The following is a 22647-nucleotide window of genomic DNA, read 5'->3' on the forward strand; positions in this document are numbered from 1 at the left end:
GATCGCAGCCTTCGGCAGCTCCTACACAGAGCACACCGTCCCCCTGTAGGAGCTGCCGCAGGCTGCGATCTTTTGATCTTAAAAAAACAACAATGCGGAGGCCCATCACCATGGCCAACCTGAAAATCAAGAATCTGCAAAAAGGCTTCGAAGGTTTCTCCATCATCAAGGGCATCGACCTGGAAGTGAACGACAAGGAATTCGTGGTCTTCGTCGGCCCGTCCGGCTGCGGCAAGTCCACGCTGCTGCGCCTGATCGCAGGCCTGGAAGAAGTCAGCGGCGGCACCATCGAACTGGATGGCCGCGACATCACCGAAGTCAGCCCGGCCAAACGCGACCTGGCGATGGTGTTTCAGACCTACGCGCTGTACCCGCACATGACCGTGAAAAAGAACATGTCCTTCGCCCTCGATCTGGCCGGTGTGCCGAAAGCCGAAGTCGAGCAGAAAGTTGGTGAGGCGGCGCGCATTCTTGAGCTCGGGCCGATGCTTGAGCGCAAACCTAAACAGCTCTCCGGCGGTCAGCGTCAACGTGTCGCGATCGGCCGCGCCATCGTGCGCAATCCGAAAATCTTCCTGTTCGACGAGCCGCTGTCCAACCTCGACGCGGCGCTGCGCGTGCAGATGCGTCTGGAATTGCTGCGCCTTCACAAGGACCTGCAAGCGACCATGATCTACGTGACCCACGACCAGGTCGAAGCGATGACCATGGCCGATAAAGTCGTGGTGCTCAATAGCGGCAGGATCGAACAGGTCGGCTCGCCGCTGGACCTCTATCACAGCCCGGCCAACCTGTTCGTCGCCGGTTTCCTCGGCACACCGAAAATGGGTTTCCTCAAGGGCAAGATTACCCGCGTCGGAGGCCCAAGCTGCGAAGTCGCGCTGGACGCTGGTACCCGCATTACCTTGCCTTTCAACGCCGCTCACCTGAGCGTCGGCAGCGCTGTGACCTTGGGTATTCGCCCGGAACATCTGGAGCTGGCACAACCGGGCGACTGCACCCTGCAAGTCACCGCCGATGTCAGCGAACGTCTGGGCAGCGACACCTTTTGCCACGTCAAAACCAGCGCAGGCGAAGCTCTGACCATGCGTGTGCGCGGTGATCTGGCGAGCCGATATGGCGAGCAACTGAATCTTTATCTGGACGCCGCCCACTGCCATTTATTCGATGCCGAAGGCGTGGCGCTGGCCCGTCCGCTGCGTGCGGCTGCCTGATTTTTTCGAGAGTTTTCCCATGAAACTGAACAAACAGAATCTCAACCGCCTCGCCGCCGAAGTGCAACTGCCGGCCTACAGCCTCAGCGACACTCGCCAGGGCATCGCGCACATTGGCGTCGGTGGCTTTCACCGGGCGCATCAGGCGTATTACACCGACGCGCTGATGAACACCGGCGAAGCTCTGGACTGGGCGATTTGCGGTGTCGGCCTGCGCGCCGAAGACCGCCGCGCCCGCGACGATCTCAAAGAGCAGGATTACTTGTTTACCCTGTTCGAACTCGGCGACAGCGATGACACCGAAGTACGCGTCATCGGCGCGATTCGCGACATGCTCCTGGCCGAAGACGGCGCGCAGGCGTTGATCGACAAACTCGCCGATCCGCAGATCCGCATCGTCTCGCTGACCATCACCGAGGGCGGGTACTGCATCGACGACAGCAACGGCGAATTCATGGCGCATCTGCCGCAGATCCAGCACGATCTGGCGCACCCGGGCGCACCGACAACCGTGTTCGGCTTCCTCTGCGCGGCCCTGGAGAAACGCCGTGGCGCAGGCACGCCAGCGTTCACGATCATGTCCTGCGATAACCTGCCGCACAACGGCGCGGTGACCCGCAAGGCGCTGCTGGCCTTCGCCACCCTGCGCAACACGGGGCTGCGCGACTGGATCGAGCAGAACGTCAGTTTCCCCAACGCAATGGTCGACCGCATCACCCCAATGACCAGCATCGCGCACCGTCTGCAGCTCGCCGACAAACACGCGGTGGACGACGCCTGGCCGGTGGTCTGCGAACCGTTTGTGCAATGGGTGCTGGAAGACAAATTCGTCAACGGTCGCCCGGCCTGGGAGAAGGTTGGCGTGCAGTTCACCGACGACGTGTCGCCGTACGAAGAGATGAAGATCAAATTGCTCAACGGCAGCCATCTGGCGCTGACCTATCTGGGGTTTTTGAAGGGCTATCGTTTTGTTCACGAAACCATGAACGACCCGCTGTTCGTGCGTTACATGCGCGCTTACATGGACCTGGATGTCACGCCGCAACTGGCGCCGGTGCCGGGTATCAACCTGGACGATTACAAAGACACGCTGGTAGCGCGGTTCTCTAACCAAGCGATTGCCGATCAGCTTGAGCGGGTGTGTTCGGATGGTTCGTCGAAGTTTCCCAAGTTCACTGTTCCGACGATCAACCGGTTGATCGCCGATGGGCGCGAGACCCGCCGCGCGGCGTTGGTGGTGGCGGCCTGGGCGTTGTATTTGAAAGGCGTGGATGAGAATGGCGATACCTATTCCATTCCTGATCCGCGGGCTGTTTTTTGTCAGGCGTTGGTGGCGGAGGATGCTTCGATGACGGAGCGTTTGTTGGCGGTCGAGGAGATTTTCGGCACGGCGATACCGAGGTCGGCGGAGTTTGTCGCAGCGTTTGAATGGTGCTGCGATAGTTTGCGCGAGGTGGGTGTTACGCGGACTTTGGAGCGTGTGCTGGCCTGAGTTATGCGGTGAAGCTACCGACGTCATCGCTGGCAAGCCAGCTCCCACACTTTCTCGATGGCACTCAATACTTGTGAACGACTGAGAACCCTGTGGGAGCTGGCTTGCCAGCGATTGGCCACACCCGGATTGACCTGACTCCTTGAGGATATTCTTGTGACAACCCGACGACTCTTCCTCGGCATAGACTGCGGCACTCAAGGCACCAAAGCGATCATCCTCGATGCCGCCAGCGGTCAGGTGCTCGGCCAGGGCGCCGCGGCGCACACGATGATCAGCGGCGCCAATGGCCGTCGCGAGCAAGACACTCACCAATGGCTTGAAGCTTTCGCCCTCGCCACCCGCCAGGCGCTGCTGGCGGCGGATGTCGACGGCCAATCAATCCTCGGCATCGGTGTTTCCGGCCAGCAGCACGGTCTGGTGCTGCTCGATGATGAAGGCGAAGTCCTGCGCCCGGCCAAACTCTGGTGCGACACCGAAACCAGCGCTGAAAACGACCGATTGCTCACCCATCTGGGCGGTGAAAAAGGCTCTCTGGAACGCCTCGGCGTGGTCATCGCCCCGGGTTATACCGTGTCAAAACTGCTCTGGACCAAAGAACAGCACCCAGACGTATTCGCGCGCATCGCTCGCGTCCTTCTGCCCCACGATTACCTCAACTATTGGCTCACGGGGCGAGCCTGCAGCGAGTACGGCGACGCTTCCGGCACCGGTTATTTCAACGTCCGCAGCCGCCAGTGGGATTTGCAGCTGTTGCGCGACATCGACCCCAGCGGACGCCTGCAAGCGGCGTTGCCGGAGCTGATCGATTCGCACGAAGCGGTAGGCACGATCCTGCCCGCGATTGCCGAACACCTGGGCATCAACCGCAACGCATTGGTGTCCAGCGGTGGCGGTGACAACATGATGGGCGCCATCGGCACCGGCAATATCCAGCCCGGTGCGATCACCATGAGCCTTGGGTCGTCCGGCACTGTGTACGCCTACGCCGATGCGCCGAAGGTCAGTGCGGATGCTTCGGTCGCGACTTTTTGCTCCTCCAGCGGCGGATGGCTGCCGCTGATCTGCACCATGAACCTGACCAACGCCACCGGCGCGATTCGCGAACTGTTCGAACTCGATCTCGATCAGTTCAACACCCTCGTCGCCCAAGCCCCTATCGGGGCTGAAGGCGTGTGTATGCTGCCATTCCTCAACGGCGAGCGCGTCCCCGCCCTGCCCCACGCCACCGGAAGCCTGCACGGCTTGACGCTGGACAACCTGACGCAGGCCAATCTGTGCCGCGCCGCCATCGAAGGCACGACCTTCGGCTTGCGCTATGGACTGGATTTACTCCGGCACAATGGTTTACAAAGCCGCAGCATTTGCCTGATCGGCGGCGGTTCGAAAAGCGCCGTGTGGCGACAAATCGTCGCCGACATCATGGACACCCCCGTCATCTGCACCGAACAGAGCGAAGCGGCCGCCCTTGGCGCGGCGATTCAGGCCGCGTGGTGCAAGTCATGGTCCAATGGCCACGAAGACACGCTGGCCGATCTTTGCCAGCGCTGCGTGAAGCTTGACCTGAGCAGTGAAACCCTGCCGAACGCCGCCAATGTCGCGGCGTTCCAGCAGGCTTATGAACGCTATCAACAGCATGTCGCAACCCTATAAAGAGCAAACAATTATGTATTTGGTGTGTGGCGAAGCGCTGTTTGATTTCTTCAGCGAAGACGATGCCAGTGGTCTGGCCTCGAAAGTGAATTTCAAGGCGATTGCTGGCGGCTCGCCGTTCAACGTCGCGGTGGGTTTGCGCCGTCTGGGTGTGGACTCGGCCTTGTTCGGTGGGCTGTCCACCGACTACCTCGGCCGCCGCTTGCAACAAGTGCTGCAGGACGAAGGTGTGTGCCCGGATTATCTGGTGGACTTCGCTTCACCAACCACGCTGGCGATGGTAGCCGTGGGTGCCAATGGCTCGCCGCATTACAGCTTTCGCGGTGAAGGCTGCGCTGACCGGCAACTGAGCCTGGCGCATCTGCCTACGCTAGGCCCCGAAGTACGCGGCTTGCACATTGGCTCGTTTTCCCTGGTGGTGCAGCCGATTGCCGACACACTGCTGGCGCTGGTGCAGCGTGAAAGCGGCAGACGCCTGATCAGCCTCGACCCCAACGTACGCCTCAATCCCGAGCCGAACATCGATCTGTGGCGCGAGCGAATCGCCACGCTGGTGCAACTGGCCGATCTGATCAAAGTCAGTGATGAAGACTTGAGCCTGCTCTATCCCGAGCAGGATCCGCAGCGGGTCATCGAAGGCTGGCTGGAGCATCGCTGCCACATGGTATTCCTCACCCGTGGCGGTGAAGGCGCAAGCGTGTTCAGTCGCGCCCACGGCTCCTGGTCAGTGCCAGCCTGTTCCGTGAAGATCGCCGATACCGTTGGCGCCGGAGACACCTTCCAGGCTGCATTGATTACCTGGCTGACCGAACAGGGTCTGGACTCGGTCGAAGGCGTGCAGCAATTGGCTCGCGAGCAGATCGACGCGATGCTCAAGTTCGCTGTGCAAGCGGCGGCGCTGACGTGCAGCAAGACCGGCCCGGATCTGCCCTATCGTCATCAATTGGCCTGAACGCGTAAACTGTCGCCCTTTTATGCGCATCACAGGACGACGGCTTTTGAATTCTCGGCAGACAATTGGACTATTGGTACTCGCGGCGCTGTTGACGGGCTGCGGCACCTCGCCGCCCCGCTCGCCTGAAAACATTTGCGAGATCTTCCGGGAAAAAAGCGATTGGTACGACGCCGCGCAAGTCACGCAAAAGCGCTGGGGCGTACCGATCCAGGTGCCGTTCGCGATCATGTATCAGGAGTCCGGCTACCGCTACGACGCCAAGACTCCACGCAAATACCTGCTCTGGATAATTCCGTGGGGCCGCGTCTCGACCGCCTCTGGCTATGCGCAGGCCAAGGATGAAGTCTGGTCCGACTACCAGAAAAGCACCGGCAGAAACTGGGCCGACCGCGAAGACTTCGACGACGCCATCGACTTCGTCGGCTGGTACATGGACAAGACCACCTCGATCAACGGCGTCTACAAATACGACGCCTATGGCCAGTACCTCAACTATCACGAAGGCTGGGGCGGTTATCGCAACAAGACCTACGCCAGCAAGGCGTGGCTGATGCCGACGGCGCGCAAGGTGCAGAATCGTTCCGACATGTATGCAAGGCAATATGCCGGGTGCAAGGAAGACTTGAATCGCGGGTTTTGGAGTCGGTTCTGGCATTGGTTGTAACACCCGTGTAGTCACCCGCGAGCTCTAACATGGCAAAGAGGAGGTTGTCACCTGTCAGATATGCCAGTTGTCTGCGGCTTGTCTCTCCTCTCTACTAAGTTCGACAGCGCCACTAACATCCACGGTGCCGTCAGGCCAGGACATCGAATTCTGCATCGACGCCTGTTTGCAAAACCTGAACGACGAACATGGAAGATCCGTCATGAACTTATCCCTTGCGCGACAAACCGCCATTTCTACCGCTGTACTTTTACCGCTGTTGATGTCGATGCTCAGCCCCGCTCAAGCGGCGCCACCGCAAGCCGTGCTGGTCGGACCGACTGGCAAGACGTGTTTGACCGCTGCGGTTACCGACAACGGTAACGTACTGGGCGCCTGCATAAATCAGACCCCAACGCTGGCCTGGTTTTTCCGTCCACCTTCAACCTTCATCAACTTGAAGCCACCGGCCTTGGGCTCGGCCTGCGACCCTCATCAAATGGGAGTCAATGTGATGGTGGGGACTTGTAAAAAGCTGCTAGGGATAAGTGGTGTTGTGACATGGTCTATTAATACGCCCTCAGGTCCGCCGACCGAACTCCTTCCTCTGATTCTGGATCTCAGAACTTCGTTTGGAGCCGCCAACCTGCACGGGCAAGTAGCAGGACAAAGTATCGGAACACGACAGACGGCAGTTCTATGGCCGCTGTTCGGTGAAGGAAAGCCAATCATGGTTTCCAACCGCTATGATAATTGCAAAGTTGCCGACATTAACGATGAGGCCCACAACGGCCTTCCGAATGTTGCGCTCAATTGTGGCAACAGCCCGAGGGTCGCGACCTACGATGGCGTTAAATATCTTGTAAACACGCTCAAGACGCCTGCAGATGCAACCAACTGCAAAGTTACCGCGATCAATAATAGCGATAAGGCCGCGGGAACCTGTCATTACACGAATGGTCCGTCCAAAGCGACCTTCTGGTCGAGTTTCGACGCAGTGCCGACAACACTGGCGTCTGCGAATGGCTACGCAACCGAGACCCAGTTTTTCAACGAAAACGACCTCATCGTCGTGAAGGAGACGGATACGACGCCTGGGAAAATCGTACGGCCGCGGTTGTGGCGCCAAGTGTCCAATCAAGCTCCGTATGTACCCGTACCTTCGGGCTGTAATCTCATCCAGGTCGACGCACTTGCCCAGGCCGTCGACAAGACCATCATGACCTGCGTGCCCACAGATTCGAATGCGCCGCTGGGCGTCTACACTTGGAGCCCTGCCGAAGGGTTGACTGAAGTACTGGGAATGGCCGGGACAGAAGACAACCTGGCGAGGACAATTTCCATCAGTGGCACCCTTGGCGGTGGGTATGGCGTGACTCCTTCCGGCAGCGCGCAGGCTTTCCAGGTTTCACTTCCCGGACTTTGAAGCGACGCGTTGCTTGAAAATGCTCGCTCCTACATTGGACGTCTATCGAACACAGAATCCGTGTTCACTGGAGATCCCTGTGGGAGCGGGCTTGCCCGCGATGGCGATGGGTCAAATTCCGAAAATCCAACGGTTACAACACGGAAAAGTTGTAACTCACAATCAACCGTGTTTCATCCACATCCCGGGCAAACTGCTGGTAATTCGTCCGGTAAGTCGCGTTACGCAAGCGTAAACTCACGTCCTTGAATGTCCCCGTCTGAATCACGTACTTCAACTCGCTGTCACGCTCCCACTCTTTGCCTTCCTGATCACTGCCCACGACCTTGATGTGATCACCGTTCACATAACGCGTCAGGAAACTCAGACCGTTGATGCCGATCGCCTTGAAGTCGTAGTCATAACGCAGTTGCCAGGAGCGTTCCTGCGCAGCGGCGAAGTCGTTGACTTGCACATAGTTGACCAGATACGGGTTGCTGCCATCGAGGTACGGCATCGAGTTGTCACCGCTCATGCGTTGCCAGCCAGTACTGAAAGTGTGGCCGCTGATGGCGTAAGACAGCATGCCGCTCAGTGCACGGTTGTCGATTGAGCCGGCTTTTGCATCGCCGCTGTCGGCACTTTTCAGCAAGCGCAAGTCAGCTTTCAATACACCGTTGCCCAACGGCTGATTGCCCAACAACCCCACAAAGTGCTGACGATAGATGTCTTCAAGTTCGGCGTAGTGATACTGCGCAGTCAGACGTTCGTTGATCTTGTAGTCGAAGCCGTACATGTCGAAATGGTCGGCGGTGGTGTTACATGCGTAGCGCTTGTTCTTGCAGTGCACGCGGATGTCTTGCGAATCGGTGGAGTCACGCGCGGTGTACTTGTCCAGACGCGCCGCCATAAAGGTCAGATCCTTCACTTCCTTTGAAGTGAGCATCGCGCCGTTGAACATCGTTGGCAGCAGACGGCCGTCGTTGTACTTCAGCAGCGGCAGATCCGGCAGCAGCGCGCCGTACTTCAGCACGGTGTCCGAGACTTTCACCTTCGCCGTCAGGCCCATCTTGGCGTACTGGCCTTTCGAACCGCGCGGGTCGTTGCCGCTCGATGGCAGCAAGCCGCTATTGCTGCGGTCAGGGCTGGAATCGAGTTGAAAGCCGAGCATGCCCAGCGCATCGATACCGAAACCCACCGTGCCCTCGGTGTAACCCGATTGCAGATTGAGAATGAAACCCTGCGCCGACTCTTCACGTTTGGAAGCGCCCTGATCGTTGGACGTGCGCCCATCACGGAAATCGCGGTTGAAGTACACCGTGCGCGACTCGATTTTCGCCGTTGTGTCTTCAAGAAATCCGCTGGCCTGCACTTGCGCGGTGAAACCGGCGCACAGCACAAAGGCTCCGAAGCCAAACGACTGGCGCGGGGTGATGAGAAAAAATGGGGGACGCATGAAAAACTCCAACATTGAAGCGTTTGCGCAAACGCGCAATAAGCCAGAAAAATAGCTCCCGTCCCGGATCAATGAAGCGCCGAGAGAAAGTGAACACGCAGGGGTGAGCCGCAATGATGGCAGATGGCTTTGACGTGCTACAGGCGACTTTAGTCTGAAACTGACTGGCTATTCTTCGGCGCTCTGCCGTTTGAACCCTCCAGATTGGCGAGCCATGCTTTTGGGGAATACCCGATTTTATTGGGCCGAACGTTCGTCCTAAGGGTTTTCCCTATAACCCGCACAGGCTGGACGTACGGCATTTGCGCCTTGAACGAGACGGTCTAATCCTGCAACATCCACCTCCTGCTTATTCAACGGACGGAATTCAAGGCATGCTGGACGCCAACGCAACCCACATCACCCTCACCCTCGAAGGCGTTTCCGCTGACCTGCAAGTCCTGAGCTTCACCGGTCGCGAAGCCCTCAACGAACCGTTCCGTTTTGACCTCGAACTGGTCAGCGCTCGCCCCGACCTCAAGCTCGAAGAGCTGCTGCACAAGCGCGGCGTCCTGACCTTCGGCGCCACCGGCGAAGGCACGATCCACGGTTTGGTGTACCGCATCGAGCAAGGCGATTCCGGCAAAACCCTGACGCGCTACAGCATCAGCCTGGTGCCACAACTCGCCTATTTGCGGCACAACCACGATCAGCAGATTTTCCAGCAACTGACCGTGCCGAAGATCATCGCGCAGGTGCTGGAAGATCGCGGCATCCTCGCCGACGCCTACAGCTTCCAGCTCAGTGCCGAGTATCCGGAACGCGATTACTGCGTGCAGTACGACGAATCCGACCTGCATTTCATCCAGCGTTTGTGCGAAGAGGAAGGCATTCACTTCCACTTCCAGCACAGCAGCAGCGGCCACAAACTGGTGTTCGGCGACGACCAGACCGTTTTCCGCAAACTCAAGGCCGTGAGCTACCAGCAAGACTCCGGCATGAGCGCCGACAAACCGGTGATCAAGCGCTTCAACCTGCGCCTGGAAACCCGCACCACCCGCGTCAGCCGCCGCGACTATGACTTCGAAAAACCGAAGATCCTGCCCGAAGGCGCGGTCAAGTCCGAGTTCGCTCCGGACCTTGAGGACTACGACTACCCCGGCCGCTTCACCACCCGCGAGCGCGGCAAGTTCCTCTCGACCCGAGCGCTGGAACGCCATCGCAGCGACTACAAACTCGCCGAAGGCAAAGGTGACGAGCCAACGCTCACCAGCGGCCATTTCCTCACCCTCGCCGAACACCCGCGCGCCGAGTGGAACGATATGTGGCTGCTGCTGGAAGTCTTCCACGAAGGCAAACAACCGCAAGTGCTCGGCGAAAACGTCACCAGCGACGTCACCGACAACAAAAGCGATTTTCACCAGGGCTACCGCAACAGCTTCATCGCGACCCCGTGGGACGCGCACTACCGCCCTGCCCTTGAACACCCGAAACCGAAAGTCCTCGGCAGCCAGACTGCCGTCGTCACCGGCCCGGCCGGCGAAGAAATCCACTGCGATCAATACGGCCGCATCAAAGTCCAGTTCCACTGGGACCGCGACGGCCAGGCCGACGATAAAACCACCTGCTGGATGCGCGTCGCCAGCGGCTGGGCCGGCGCAGCCTACGGCGGCATCGCCATCCCGCGCATCGGCATGGAAGTACTCGTCACCTTCCTCGAAGGCGATCCCGACCAGCCACTCGTCACCGGTTGCCTGTACCACAAGGAAAACGTCGTCCCCTACGACCTGCCGGCAAACAAAACCCGCAGCACCTTCAAAACCCTCAGCTCGCCGGGCGGCAAGGGCTACAACGAATTTCGCATCGAAGACAAAAAGGGCGTCGAACAGATCTACATCCACGCCCAACGCGATTGGGACGAAAACATCGAGCACGACCAGAAGATTCGTGTGGGCAACGAACGACACGACACCGTTGAAGCCAACACCCTGAGCGAGTTCAAGGTTGAAGAACACCGGATTACGCATCTGGATCGCAAAAGCGAAATGCGCGCGGATGATCATTTGACCGTGGGCGTGACGCAGCATGTGAAGGTGGGGACTGCTCAATTCGTCGAAGCCGGCACCGAAATCCACTACCACGCCGGCGACAAGGTTGTGGTTGAGGGCGGTATGGAGCTGACCGCCAAGGCTGGCGGGAGTTTTGTGAAGGTTGATGCGGGTGGCGTTACGATTAGTGGCGCTGAGGTGAAGGTTAATACCGGGGGGGCGCCTGGGGTGGGGAGCGGGATCGGGATTTTGATTCCGTTGATTCCGGGGTTGGCGGCAACGGACATTGCCGGCAAGTTGATGGAAACGGCCAAAGCCAATCCGACGTGGCTGGAGTTGAATTTGCACTACGACAATCTGGAACCGGTGCCGGGCGCGTCTTATCGCGTGGATTTTGCCGATGGCTCGACCCGTGAAGGCGTGCTGGACGATGACGGCTTCGCCCGTTTGGAAGACGTGCCGAAAGGTCCGGCCAAAGTCTATTACGGCGAGGATCCGCGGCCTTTTGATCGCGAACCAGTGAAAATCGTCCAAAGTAGCGATGCAAAGGTCAATGAGGACATTCGAAAACTTGGACTCGATCCAGACAACGTTGATTTACAAGCACTAGTGGAGAAAGCCGCAGGGAGGCTGACATGAGTGAAGAAGCGCAAACTGAAGACCGTACAGCAGCTTATAAAGAGGCAGCAGTCGAACTTGCGAAGGGTATTGCCTTAGGAGCCGTACCCTTTCTAGGTCAAGCGATCGACGCGTACGACACAGTAGAGTCCTCTATCGTCCTCTACAATGCGGAAACTGCAGACGGTAAAGATGAAGCAAAATTTGATTTACTCCTTGCAGTTATCGGCTGGATTCCTGGACCAGGTGATGGTCTGAAAAAAAGCATGCGCATAGTCAATAAAGATCCTCAGCGTTATGCCCCGGTTCTATTTGATTTGTTGCGTTTTGTATTGCAAGAGTGTGGTATCAAGACAAGTCCGGAGGAGTTGCTAAAAGAAGTATTCAACGCGTCGAAGCTCCGAGGTGAACTTGACGACATCATTAGCGCGGTAAAAGGTTCTTCAGCTTTCCAAAGCCTGCCCAACTGGGCTCAATCCGCAGTTGTCACCGTACTCGCGACCGCTCGCGACAACATGCCAGAAATGATCGGCATTGTGGAAAGGCGCTTAACAAAATGGAAAGGGATGCAACGTAATAGTTCCGCATTATCTTCAGGATCTACCCACCCCAAGAGGGTAGAAAAACCTGCTGGCAAGGACGCGACCGTAGCAAAAAATGGCAAAGACGGTCCAAGTTCCGCTCACTCCAACCAGCCTGCTAACACGAAGCTAGCCGTTGCCACCGCAGACATCCTCAACGAGGGCTTAGGTGTGTGCGGAGAGCATATCGCAGACTATATATGCGCAGAGAAATTTGGCTGGGGAAAAAAGTGGGACGGTCATGATAAAGGTTCAGAAGGCAAATGGCTGGACGGGAAACCGAACGGCGATACGCTTGGAAAGTTGTCAAAAGGTGGCAACCCCAAGGCTAGACATGTTCTATACAAACTTACAGATGGGGCAAATGGAACCGGAATCGACTCCATCTGGCGAGCGAACCCAAGTACAAACAATAATAAAAAATTCGCTATAGTTGAAGCGAAAGCTAGCAAGCGGGAAGACGCGCCTAAGTTTCTGCAAAAAATTGAAGGTTCAAAACCAAAGATTGCTTCCAAGCTAGGACTTTCCGGGGTTCTGGATCCTTCTGAACTTCTCGAACCGATTACGGATGACGCAGATCAGAATAAACCCGCCAAACAAAAGGCAGGTGGAAAAGCTGGCGGAAAATACGGTGGCAAATCAGGCGGAAAAACCTCAAGTGACAATGCAAAAGCTACTAACGACAAGAACATTCCGAGTGGCAAAAACAATAAAAAAACAGATGAAAAGTCAAAGAAACACATAGTTCAGATGAGTCGCGTTTGGATAACATCAAAGCTACCATTGGCGATAAAAAATATTGAACTACGAGAAAGCATCATGAAGTCCTATACTCGCCACTTATTTTTCACTCCTCTTTATCATAAGAGCCTCAGCCCCAAAGCGCATGCTGACGCTCAGCTGGCAAGTTCACATGAAGAAACTCACCGCGATCACGACGGGTTTCATTATGGCGAGGAGGAAGTAAGAGAGGCCGTTAATAAACGATTAGCCTCATTACGAAAAAAATATGGGAATTTGGACGTATTAAAAGAAGAGGCTAGAATACCAGCATGAACAGACGCCAAAAATTCATTTTCGACTCTTACTATCAAAAATCCATAAAACTTTATGACGAAACAGAATCCCGCTGGGAAAATGAAACCATGCAGGCAGATAACCCTGCACAGGAAAAGGCTCTTCGCACAGGCTACTTTAAAGAATCTGCATTCAATGCACTACTGATAAGCTATACCGCAGGGGAACCAATAGAAACGCTACTCCCAAGGCTAGAAAAGCTTATAACTTGCTATGAAATCTATCAGAATGCTCTAGCTTTGGAAGACGGCGAACCTGACATTTCACCATTAGCAATAGATGATTGGCCTGAGCAATATGAAGAGTGTGTCCAAGTTATCAGCCTATGCATATTACTGCATCAAAAAGATTTACTTATCCGCTTTGTCAACTTGATTGATCGCGCAGGATATGCACACGAAGATACTTTATACGAAGATCTTCTGCGCAAAATTCTTCCTGGACGGTCAGATCTTGATGAATGGTATCACGAACTTTATTCGCCGCTAGTGAAAGCAATTTACTCTGATGACGAAAAAGAAGCGAGCGACCTGCTACTTGAATACTGCAAAGAATGGTACCCCGCGTTCGGAAAACTACAAACCAACTGGCATGATAGCCACTTAGACATAGAAGATGATGATGGAAACTATGTTGGGTATTGGGCTTTCGAAGCCGCTGCTGTCGCTTTTCTGTACGGAATAGATGATCGTAAGATCAGTCATATGGTCTACCCTAAAGATTTAGTCGAATATGCTAGAAACTATCAATCATCAAGCTCCTCGCAAACATCTCGAGTGGACGCGGGAAAACCGTGCATAAAGTCAGGCTTTTGGTTCACTCCCGCTCAAAACGATTCTCGCCGTTACTTCAACCAAGGAGAAATCATGCCAAAGTTTGATAATTCTGCTTGGGGCGACACGATCTGGTATTGGTCTGGCGAAGAATAAGCTGCTCTACCGTTCGCTCGGCGCTAATTTTCCGGCGCTGAGCGAAGAATGCAAGAGAGCGAAAAACACACTTGGATATAGTGTCAGAATCATTCTGCACATTACTAAAATAAAAACCAAGTCAAAGCAAGTTGAAAGCATTTCACTGAAAAATATCGGCAATACTAATTTTTACCCTTGAGTGAAAACTCTACTAGGAACGGAAGACAAGAATTTTTAACCGAGGCCAGATATTTCGATTTTCGCGATTACAGCGACGAAACCAAAGAGTTCTGGGCGAACAACGGCACCAAAGCCGAACGGCCTAAACTTCTTAAAAAATACTGCCGGCAATGGTATCGAGCCTTCAAGCAAGCACCTTGGCACGACTCCCATCTTCAAGGAGAGGAAGGAACCTACGTAGGGTATTGGGCATTTGAAGCAGGCGCTGTTGCCTTTCTGTATGGCATTGACGACAGCAAAATCGATCAAATGGTTTATCCAAAAGGTTTAGTCGAATACGCCAGAAACCATCAACCGCTTAATGAATATCAAATTGCTCGTATAGATGAGGTCAACCATGCAGTATGACTGGTTATTGGTATACATCCGCACAAGCGAACTGGAGATGTTACTTCCTGCTGGGTGAAACGACGCCTAGTTTTAGTGATTATAAATGGAGCGAAACCATTTGGTATTGGGCGACTGAAGAATAAAGGCGCCGGGGCTTTCAGGAAGAGAATCGATATGAGTACACGGCAGAAGTTCTTGAGCGAGGCACGCTATTCTAATTTTTTCAGAAACAAGGAAAAGACCAATTTTTTCTTCGAAGAAAATACTTTTCAGGCGAACTCAGAGAACCAAGAAAAATCTCTGAGAGCTCGTCACTTCCAAAAATTGATACTCAAAGAAATACTTATCCGCTACACAGCCGGAAATGAAATAAACACTCTAATCCCATTGGTGGAAAGTCTTGTCGACAGCTACGAAACACTTCAAGAAAAACTGGCTACCTATGAAGGCATCCCGAATATAACACCGTTAATCATTGATGATTGGTTAGATCAGTATGAAGAATGCGTCCAGGTGTTTAGTTTATGCATACTTCTCCATCGTACCGATTTACTAAAACGCTTTGTTGCACTTATTGATTCTGCAGGGTACGCCGGCGACGATACGCTTTACGAAGACCTTCTTTGCAAGCTTCTACCCGATCGATACGATGTTGACCGTTGGTACCACGACGTCTACACCCCCCTCGTCCTTGCCATCTACGAAGAAGACAAAGATGAAGCTTCAAATCTATTGAAAAAATACTGCGAAAATTGGTATCCGGCATTCAAACAAGCCCCATGGCATGATTCGCACAAACAAGGTGACGAAGGAAGTTACTGTGGTTATTGGGCTCTGGAAGCTGGAGCTGCGGCGTTTCTGTATGGCATTGATGACCGAGACGTAGACCACATGGTTTACCCGAAGGACTTGGTTGAATACGCAAGAAACCATAAACCTTCCGATAAGGCTCAGACTGGACGCATTGATTCCGGTCAGCCATGCAGCAAAAAAGGCTACTGGTTTACTCCGGCTGAAGCGGATTCTCGTCGCCATTTCCTACAAGGTGAAATCATGCCGAAGTATGAAGAATCCACTTGGGGAGATACTATTTGGTATTGGTCAGGCGAAGAATAAAAAATATGCGAAAAAGACAAAAACTCTTCAATTACGCCCATTACGAGAATTTCTTGAGAGATGACGGCGAAGCTAATGAAATTTTAAAAACCACCAAATTCAAGTCCGACACCCCCGAAGGTGAAGCGACACTGCGCTCAAGATTTGCTCAGCGCTTAGCACTTCGAAAGCTAATGGCCATGTATACAGCAGGCGAAGAAATATCCTCGCTGACTCCTCAGCTTGAATATCTAGTTGGAAAATATGAAATCCGGCAGGCGGCACTAGCCTTATCTGAGCAATCTCCTGAAATTTCACCACTTGCAATAGACGATTGGCCACACGAGTATGAGGAATGCGTTCAAATTATAGGCCTTTGCATTCCATTACATCGAACAGACCTGCTTAAGCGCTTTGTTAAGTTGATAGATAATGCTGGGTATGCGGGCGACGATACATTGTACGAAGATCTACTCCGCAAAATATTACCTGGCAGAACTGATGTAGACCAATGGTACCACGATGTTTATTCTCCGCTTGTGCAAGCCATATATGCAAAAACAAAAGAAGAGGCCACAAGCTTTTTAAAAAAATATTGCAGCCAATGGTATCCAGCCTTTAAACAAGCTCCTTGGCATGATACTCATCTGCAGGGAGAAGATGGAAGTTATGTAGGTTATTGGGCCATTGAGGCAGGCGCTATTGCCTTTTTGTACGACATAGATGACATCAAAATTGATCACATGGTGTATCCAAAATACTTGGTTGAATACGCCAGGCGCAATGTAAACCGGTAAACTTCACACTCATCGAAAACGGACTTCGGATTCAACACCCATGGAATTGCAATTCACCATCACCCCCGAACATACGCAGGGCAGAATCGCCAAACTGCTTGAGCAGGAGATGCTCAAGGATGATCAACTGCAGGCCCGGTTGTCAGGCTATGTGGCTCGCTTACAGGATCGCATGCTCGCACCACTATTTTTTTTGCTGGGGCTGATCGGCGGCATGGCGGCCATCTATTTCCCCTCGCGAGAGTTGAGCCCGGAGAAACTCATCTCCATGGTGCTCTTCACAGTGATTTTCGTTGTGTGTTGGTGGATCTATTCCGGTCGACTGCTTAGTCGTTTGCGCAAACGTATCGCCGATAAACGTGCGAAACCTCGCAAGCCTTTTCACAACGTAAATCGACGCCTGATCGAATCAACGTTACGAACCAAGCTCAAGGCTGCTGAAGGCGCTTATCGCCTGGAGTTCGACGACCGTGGTTTCACCTTGATCAAAATAAAGGGCAAAGGCGCCAAAAGCGGGCTTGCCTGGGAGCAAATTGTGCGCTTCAAGGTAACACCCGACTTCTACTCCGTTGCCTGCGCCAAACTGGATAGTAAGGGCAAGGCCTATCACATCCCTCGACACAGCGGTTTGATGGACTCAGACACGTATCAGCAAGGATTGGGGTTGTTTTTGAGCCTGGTGCCTGTCTCCGCGCTTGAATAGCACACATGAATGCTGCGAAACACGGGTATCGTTCTTGCGTTAACAGGGAAAGATTGGCAATAAACAAACATCAACGGGTTTTACTAAAGCCCATTACCACTACAGCAAAATAGATCACATGGTGTACCCAAACTGTCTGATGGAATATGCAAGAAACCAGCGCCAAACAAGGCGCTAATTAGAAGCGAGTTCTCACCCTGAGGACCTGACGCTGGCTATTCTGCTTTGCTCAAGCGATTTGATGGGGAGCCCCGCCTGACTCCCTGTTAAAAATTGCTGTTGAGTATCAGGCCGGCGCCTTCCAGTTCAACATCTGCTGCTGCGCAACCTGCAGTAAATCATTGCCGTCCTGAACCAGCAGGTACAACGCATGCGTAATGTGCGGAATGTCCTCGACATCGGCGTGTTTGAAGCAGAGGCAATGCAGGGTTTCGAGTAGATCGGCCGAGGCGCGGACGCGCTGGACGGCGGCTTCGAGGATGTCTTTGGGATTGGCTTCGGTGTCGATGAGCAGCGTTGGACTTTCGGTAACGTTGCTGTTGAGGGCGAGATAGCGGTTTTGCAGCGGTTTAATTATTGGCATAGGTGGTTACTCAGACTGGGGCGATAGTAACCGCCAACACTGTGACCAAACAGTGGGAGGCGGACTGTATGCAGGCTTGGTCAACCGAGAACAACCCCAAACTCAGCTCGCCCGAAGGCGTCCTGCACACAGCCGCCACAGCAATGCACCGCAAGGACATAGATGTCCGCAGCGCAAATGACGGCACATCTGCAATGGGGGAAGTTATCAGGTGACCAAACCCGAATCGCTGATTTTGCAGCGACACCGAACCATACCCGCCCCACTCCAGCTGCCGAAAGCAGACAAGGCATCTGTCCTTGTAGGAATCCGCACTCCCTCCCGCGGAAATCGCCCCGCTCCCTGACAGCCGGCATTCAACTCGGTTAACCATCGCTTAACGTCGTGGTCAAAAACTCTACTGAACCGCACGCCCTCAGCCTCTCGCTGGCGCCCAGTGCGGCAGGTTCGGCTGCATCGCGCCGAACTCTCATCCGTCGTACGGGAGTCGCACCATGAACATTCGCACGTTAATGCTCACCACCGCCCTCGCCTCTACCGCGTTCGCCGGGCTGGCCCAGGCCAATGACACGTCCACTTCGTCCAGCGCCGTTCCCTATCATTACGGTATGCCGCTGCATGTGGCGAAAGTGGTGTCGCTCACCGAGCCGCCAACGATGGATTGCAAGGTGATCACTGCCAACATGAAGTACATCAATAGCAACGGGCAGCCTCAGGAAATCAGCTACCGGAAATTGTCTGACGCGTGCAGTTATCAGAACTGACAGAAAAGTCTGATTTGCGGCGTTGCAGTAGGCTTGGAGGGTTCCCGGGGTTATGCTCGGGGCCCGCCTCACTGCCGCAAGGATTCGCCATGCAGTTGTCGTTTCGCACGTTGTCGAGCTTCACGTCTTTGTTGTGTTTTCTACTGGCGATCGTCTGGGGATTTTTGCCGGATATGTTGTTGGCCATCTGGAGCATCGAGTCTTCCGGGGTCGCGGGTTTTGTTGCGCGGCGCAGTGCGGTGTTGTTCGCGGCGTTGGGAGTGATGTTTTATCTGGCGCGCAAGGCACCGCCGTCGCTTGGGCGTAATGCGCTGAGCAACGGGTTTATCGTAGGTTGTTTTGGTTTGGCAGTGCTGGGTTTTGCTGAATGGCTGAACGGCCACGCCGGCCCCGGGATTCTGCTCGCGGTGCTGGTCGAGTTCGCGCTGGGCCTTGGATTTTTGCAGGCCCGGCGCGTGACGGTAGAACTGGGTGAAACGGTGCGTTAAATGGCTCTGGATCGTGGACTGTACTGCTGCGGCAATGCTTTTTGCGCAAGTTCCGAACGCAGCCCGGCGATCAGGTCGTTGATTTCACGACAGCCATTGAGGTGGCTGGCATCGATGTCACTAACGAGCAGATCGACCTGATCGGTCTTGTGATCGCCAAAAACCTTGACGGTCATCGACAAGTCCGGCGACAGCGTGCATTGGCAACGTTTAGGCAGAAAGCTGCTTTCAATGATGTTGCGTAGTTCCAAGGCAGAAAGAAACATGGTGAACCTCTCCTTATTGATGAGACTGCCAATCAACTCTTCACGTTGACCGTTTTTGCTGCCCCTGCGCGGGTGTGTCCCCGCTTACTCCTTGGGTGTAGCAAACGGTGATACGGCGAAATGCCTCTTGGAGTGTAGGCGTCCGAACCCGGTACGCTGCACCAAATAGACGCATAAAGCATGCCTCTCATCAGATCGTTTTGACCCTAGTGAAATCAAGCACTTGCCAACAGGGCCAGCATTGAGCCAGTTGCAAATTGCATGAATCGCCTCTCGAGGCACTGCAAATTGCATGTCGGTCGCAGTTTGCATTCAGCGTCGGTGACAGTAAGAATGGCGCTCAACCACACTACACCTGCAAGGAGGCTTTTATGGGTTCTTTCCAAGCTTACGCGACCGTCGGCCTGATGATCGCCAGCCTGTCCAGCCTCGCCCAAGCGGCCAAACTGGAAGATGTCGCGCCATATCCCAAGGCAGAGACCGGCTTCACCCGACAGGTCATTCATCTTCCCAAGCAGGACAAGGAAGAGAATTTCCAGGTCGAAATTCTCGCGGGCAAAACCCTTGAAGTGGACTGCAATCTTCAACGCCTCGGCGGGATGCTGGACGAGAAGAACCTCGAAGGCTGGGGTTACCCGTTCTACCGACTGGAAACAGTGATCGGGCCGATGAGCACGATGATGGCCTGCCCATCCGGCTCGCAGAAAAAACGCGCGTTCGTACCTGTCGTCGGCGACGGCTTCATGCTGCGCTACAACAGCAAGCTGCCGGTGGTGGTCTACGCTCCGTCGGACGTGGAAGTGCGTTATCGCATCTGGTCCGCCTCGGACAAAGTCGGCACTGCCCTTCAGGAATGACCTGAGCAAGGAGCGTCATCGGTGATTACCTGCCACGTCAGATACGTGATCGACCCTTATCAATTGACCGAGTTTGAGGCGTATGCCAAGGCCTGGCTCGGCATTGTCGAGCGACTGGGCGGCACCCATCACGGCTACTTCTTGCCGTCCGAGGGTGCGAGCAATATCGCCTACTGCCTATTCAGTTTTCCGTCGCTGGCGGATTACGAAAGCTACCGGCATATCGCGATGACCGACCCAGAGAGCACCGCGCTGGTGGAATCACTGGTCGAGAAGAAATTCATTATCAGTTACGAGCGCAGCTTCCTGCGCCCACTGCTGTCCTGACCACCATTACGCCGGCAAGCCGCATGCAGCGGCGCGCTCGGCGACGTGGCGCAGGCTGTCGAAATTGATGTTGGCGCCTGAGTCGATCGCCACGAAGGTCTGATCCCGCACACCACTTCGCCTCACGTATTGCTTGATCCCCGCCACCGCCAACGCGCCGGAAGGCTCGGTGATCGAGCGGGTATCGTCGTAGATATTCTTGATCGCCGCGCAGAGTTCGTCATTGCTGACGGTGATGACTTCATTTACGCAAAAGCGACACACTTCAAACCCGTACTCTCCGATCTGCGCCACGGCCACGCCGTCGGCGAAGGTGCCTACGCTGGGTAAAACTACCCGTTGCCCCGCGTGCAGCGCAGCTTTCAGGCACGCCGAATGCTCTGATTCGACGCCGATGATGCGCACTTCCGGGCGAAGGTATTTGACGTAAGCCGCGATGCCGGCGATCAAACCGCCACCGCCCACCGGGATGAAGATTGCGTCCAGTGCGCCTTGATGCTGACGAAGGATTTCCATCGCAACCGTGCCTTGTCCGGCGATGACGTCCGGGTCATCGAAGGGTGAAACGAAGATGCGGCCTGACTGCTCGGACATTTTCAACGCATGTGCCAGGGCAAAGGGGAAGCTCTCGCCGTGCAGCAGTGCTTCGGCACCGCGACTTCGCACACCCAGTACTTTGAGTTCAGGCGTGGTCGACGGCATGACGATGGTCGCCGCGATGCCCAGTTCACGCGCTGCCAGTGCCACGCCTTGCGCGTGATTGCCGGCCGACGCGGTGATCACGCCACGTGCCTTCTGCTCGTCGCTCAATTGCACCAACTTGTTGTAGGCACCGCGGATCTTGAAGGAGAACGTGGGTTGCAGGTCTTCGCGCTTGAGCAGGATGTGATTGCCGAGCGCTTCGGACAATGCCGGCGCGGCCTGCAATGGCGTGCGCACAGCAATGTCATACACCGGCGCGGCAAGGATCTTTTTTACATAGTGCTCAAGCAGGGCTTGCTGGTCGTTCATCATCGTCTCCTGACTAACCCCGTCCTGTAGGTGCTGCCGAAGGCTGCGATTTTTTGGTCTTGTCTTTGATTCTATAAACCAAAGTCAAAAGTTCGCAGCGTGCCGCAGCTCCTGCAGGGGTCGGTGTTCGTGGTTAAAACCCGGGAGACAGAAAATGAAAACCCGCCTCTAGGGCGGGTTGGGTGCTGCAGTCGTGAGCTAGCCCGCCAAATAAGGAATGGCGGTAATAATGCTTGGCTGGCAACACAACACAGTGGAAGTCATGAGCTGAAAATTAGCCCGAGCGCTAATGGCAAGTCAATGGCCAATTTCTGGCACAAACGATAGGCTGGCGATTCTCCTCATCACTTCAAGGAATGAACGCATGATGTCTATCACCCTGCCCCTCACGGCTTTGCTCGCATTTACCGGCTACACCGTTTCGGTGATGCTCCAGGCCGAGCAGTCGTTGATCGATTTCGGCATCAGCCTGATGTCGCGGCCAGATACCGCGCAAGTGGTGATTGATCTGTATTTGCTGGCGACGCTGGCCGGGGTCTGGATGGTCAGGGATGCCCGCTCGCGTGGGCAGACGGTTTGGTCGGTGGTGCCTTATTTGTTGCTGACGGCGGTTTTTGTGTCGATCGGGCCATTGTTGTATCTGGTGGTTCGTGGTGTGAGGGATCGGAAGAACATGATCAATACACGTCAACCGAGCTGATCCGGATGACTTGTTGCTGCTGAATGAGCCTTCGCGAGCAGGCTCGTTCCCACCGTGGATTTTGCCAGACGCCATATTCCTTGAATTTACCTGCGCCCTGAACAGTCACTGTCTATGCAATGAAGAAAATTTCGCTCTGTGCTTTTCAAACACAGACATGTCCCTTCGTGGAGCCTTGCCCATGACTATCCGATCCGTTATGTTCGCCGCCCCGTGGCTACTGGCCGCCGCCCTGTCCAGCCCAATGGTCATGGCCAGTGGCGATGAAAAGAATCCCGTGCAGAAACCCGAGTGTCCAAAAGGCCAGGTCTGGGACAGCAAGACCCAGAAATGCGTTCTGCTCACCAGCGGCGTTTTGCCGAGTGCCAACGTACTGACATCGATTCATCAAGCACCTGAACACCCATAAACGGAGTCCATCATCAGCGATCAGGCATTCAGAGCAGAACTGGCA

At 54.8% G+C, this 22647-nt stretch carries 22 protein-coding genes and 1 pseudogene; 19 read left to right on the forward strand and 4 right to left on the reverse strand.

The annotated features are described in order from the left end of the window. Nucleotides 1-110 precede the first annotated feature (110 nt). From AB4P97_RS10235 to AB4P97_RS10260, 6 genes are all read left to right on the forward strand, one after another. Nucleotides 111-1214, forward strand: a complete 1104-nt coding sequence (locus tag AB4P97_RS10235; RefSeq protein WP_047301356.1) for an ABC transporter ATP-binding protein — start codon at nt 111-113, stop codon at nt 1212-1214. Between the two features lie 19 nt (nt 1215-1233). Continuing rightward, nucleotides 1234-2706: a mannitol dehydrogenase family protein gene (locus AB4P97_RS10240; RefSeq protein WP_395602590.1), complete on the forward strand. Its 1473-nt coding sequence runs from the start codon at nt 1234-1236 to the stop codon at nt 2704-2706. 156 nt (nt 2707-2862) lie between these two features. Next, the gene (xylB, locus tag AB4P97_RS10245) at nt 2863-4359 is read left to right on the forward strand and encodes a xylulokinase (RefSeq protein WP_395602591.1); all 1497 of its coding nucleotides are present in this window, start codon (nt 2863-2865) and stop codon (nt 4357-4359) included. 13 nt (nt 4360-4372) lie between these two features. Continuing rightward, nucleotides 4373-5311 carry a carbohydrate kinase gene (locus tag AB4P97_RS10250; protein ID WP_395602592.1) on the forward strand — a complete coding sequence of 313 codons (939 nt, stop codon included), beginning with the start codon at nt 4373-4375 and terminating at the stop codon, nt 5309-5311. Between the two features lie 22 nt (nt 5312-5333). Then, a complete protein-coding gene (locus AB4P97_RS10255; RefSeq protein WP_395602593.1) occupies nt 5334-5978 on the forward strand; it encodes a hypothetical protein in 645 nt (214 codons plus the stop codon). A 202-nt stretch (nt 5979-6180) separates the two neighbouring features. Further along, the gene (locus AB4P97_RS10260) at nt 6181-7383 is read left to right on the forward strand and encodes a hypothetical protein (protein WP_395602594.1); all 1203 of its coding nucleotides are present in this window, start codon (nt 6181-6183) and stop codon (nt 7381-7383) included. A 133-nt stretch (nt 7384-7516) separates the two neighbouring features. Here the strand turns inward: AB4P97_RS10260 and AB4P97_RS10265 are convergent, their stop codons facing one another. Next, nucleotides 7517-8818 carry an OprD family porin gene (locus AB4P97_RS10265; protein WP_042559301.1) on the reverse strand — a complete coding sequence of 434 codons (1302 nt, stop codon included), beginning with the start codon at nt 8816-8818 and terminating at the stop codon, nt 7517-7519. 374 nt (nt 8819-9192) lie between these two features. Between AB4P97_RS10265 and tssI the strand changes: the two genes are divergently transcribed. From tssI to AB4P97_RS10300, 7 genes are all read left to right on the forward strand, one after another. Next, nucleotides 9193-11484: a type VI secretion system tip protein TssI/VgrG gene (gene tssI, locus AB4P97_RS10270; RefSeq protein WP_395602595.1), complete on the forward strand. Its 2292-nt coding sequence runs from the start codon at nt 9193-9195 to the stop codon at nt 11482-11484. Beyond that, a complete protein-coding gene (locus AB4P97_RS10275; RefSeq protein WP_047301369.1) occupies nt 11481-13100 on the forward strand; it encodes a hypothetical protein in 1620 nt (539 codons plus the stop codon). Before tssI ends, AB4P97_RS10275 begins: the two co-directional genes overlap by 4 nt. Next, complete coding sequence (locus AB4P97_RS10280; RefSeq protein ID WP_042559304.1) at nt 13097-14050, forward strand: PoNe immunity protein domain-containing protein; 954 nt, start codon at nt 13097-13099, stop codon at nt 14048-14050. The genes AB4P97_RS10275 and AB4P97_RS10280 overlap by 4 nt, the downstream gene beginning before the upstream one ends. A gap of 177 nt (nt 14051-14227) precedes the next feature. Next, entirely contained in the window at nt 14228-14620 is a 393-nt protein-coding gene (locus AB4P97_RS10285; RefSeq protein ID WP_080896023.1) for a PoNe immunity protein domain-containing protein, read from the forward strand. A gap of 156 nt (nt 14621-14776) precedes the next feature. Further along, the gene (locus AB4P97_RS10290) at nt 14777-15718 is read left to right on the forward strand and encodes a PoNe immunity protein domain-containing protein (protein ID WP_395602596.1); all 942 of its coding nucleotides are present in this window, start codon (nt 14777-14779) and stop codon (nt 15716-15718) included. Between the two features lie 5 nt (nt 15719-15723). Further along, entirely contained in the window at nt 15724-16494 is a 771-nt protein-coding gene (locus AB4P97_RS10295; RefSeq protein ID WP_395602597.1) for a PoNe immunity protein domain-containing protein, read from the forward strand. A gap of 40 nt (nt 16495-16534) precedes the next feature. Next, nucleotides 16535-17197: a hypothetical protein gene (locus tag AB4P97_RS10300; protein ID WP_395602598.1), complete on the forward strand. Its 663-nt coding sequence runs from the start codon at nt 16535-16537 to the stop codon at nt 17195-17197. Nucleotides 17198-17483: 286 nt separating this feature from the next. Here the strand turns inward: AB4P97_RS10300 and AB4P97_RS10305 are convergent, their stop codons facing one another. Then, entirely contained in the window at nt 17484-17780 is a 297-nt protein-coding gene (locus AB4P97_RS10305; protein WP_042559308.1) for a hypothetical protein, read from the reverse strand. A 494-nt stretch (nt 17781-18274) separates the two neighbouring features. Here AB4P97_RS10305 and AB4P97_RS10310 point away from each other — a divergent pair, with 494 nt between their 5' ends. Further along, entirely contained in the window at nt 18275-18544 is a 270-nt protein-coding gene (locus AB4P97_RS10310; protein ID WP_395602599.1) for a DUF2790 domain-containing protein, read from the forward strand. Nucleotides 18545-18633: 89 nt separating this feature from the next. After that, nucleotides 18634-19032: a hypothetical protein gene (locus tag AB4P97_RS10315; protein WP_042559310.1), complete on the forward strand. Its 399-nt coding sequence runs from the start codon at nt 18634-18636 to the stop codon at nt 19030-19032. Here the strand turns inward: AB4P97_RS10315 and AB4P97_RS10320 are convergent. Beyond that, nucleotides 19029-19298, reverse strand: coding sequence for a DUF1652 domain-containing protein (locus AB4P97_RS10320; protein WP_042559311.1), 270 nt, complete (start codon nt 19296-19298; stop codon nt 19029-19031). The genes AB4P97_RS10315 and AB4P97_RS10320 overlap by 4 nt on opposite strands. A gap of 371 nt (nt 19299-19669) precedes the next feature. Between AB4P97_RS10320 and eco the strand changes: the two genes are divergently transcribed. Together eco and AB4P97_RS10330 are read left to right on the forward strand one after the other, a co-directional pair. After that, complete coding sequence (gene eco / locus AB4P97_RS10325) at nt 19670-20155, forward strand: serine protease inhibitor ecotin (RefSeq protein ID WP_042559312.1); 486 nt, start codon at nt 19670-19672, stop codon at nt 20153-20155. Between the two features lie 21 nt (nt 20156-20176). Beyond that, complete coding sequence (locus tag AB4P97_RS10330; protein WP_042559313.1) at nt 20177-20482, forward strand: NIPSNAP family protein; 306 nt, start codon at nt 20177-20179, stop codon at nt 20480-20482. 30 nt (nt 20483-20512) lie between these two features. Here AB4P97_RS10330 and ilvA read toward each other — a convergent pair. Beyond that, nucleotides 20513-21496 (reverse strand): annotated as a pseudogene (gene ilvA, locus AB4P97_RS10335) (threonine ammonia-lyase, biosynthetic); the annotation flags it as partial. Between the two features lie 361 nt (nt 21497-21857). On the opposite strand from ilvA, the gene AB4P97_RS10340 reads away from it, so the two are divergent. After that, entirely contained in the window at nt 21858-22193 is a 336-nt protein-coding gene (locus AB4P97_RS10340) for a DUF2834 domain-containing protein (protein WP_395602600.1), read from the forward strand. A gap of 181 nt (nt 22194-22374) precedes the next feature. Continuing rightward, entirely contained in the window at nt 22375-22602 is a 228-nt protein-coding gene (locus tag AB4P97_RS10345) for a hypothetical protein (RefSeq protein WP_115146907.1), read from the forward strand. Nucleotides 22603-22647 lie beyond the last annotated feature (45 nt).

It is taken from the genome of Pseudomonas sp. A1230, assembly GCF_044218825.1.
GTDB classification, from domain to species: Bacteria; Pseudomonadota; Gammaproteobacteria; order Pseudomonadales; family Pseudomonadaceae; genus Aquipseudomonas; species Aquipseudomonas iridis.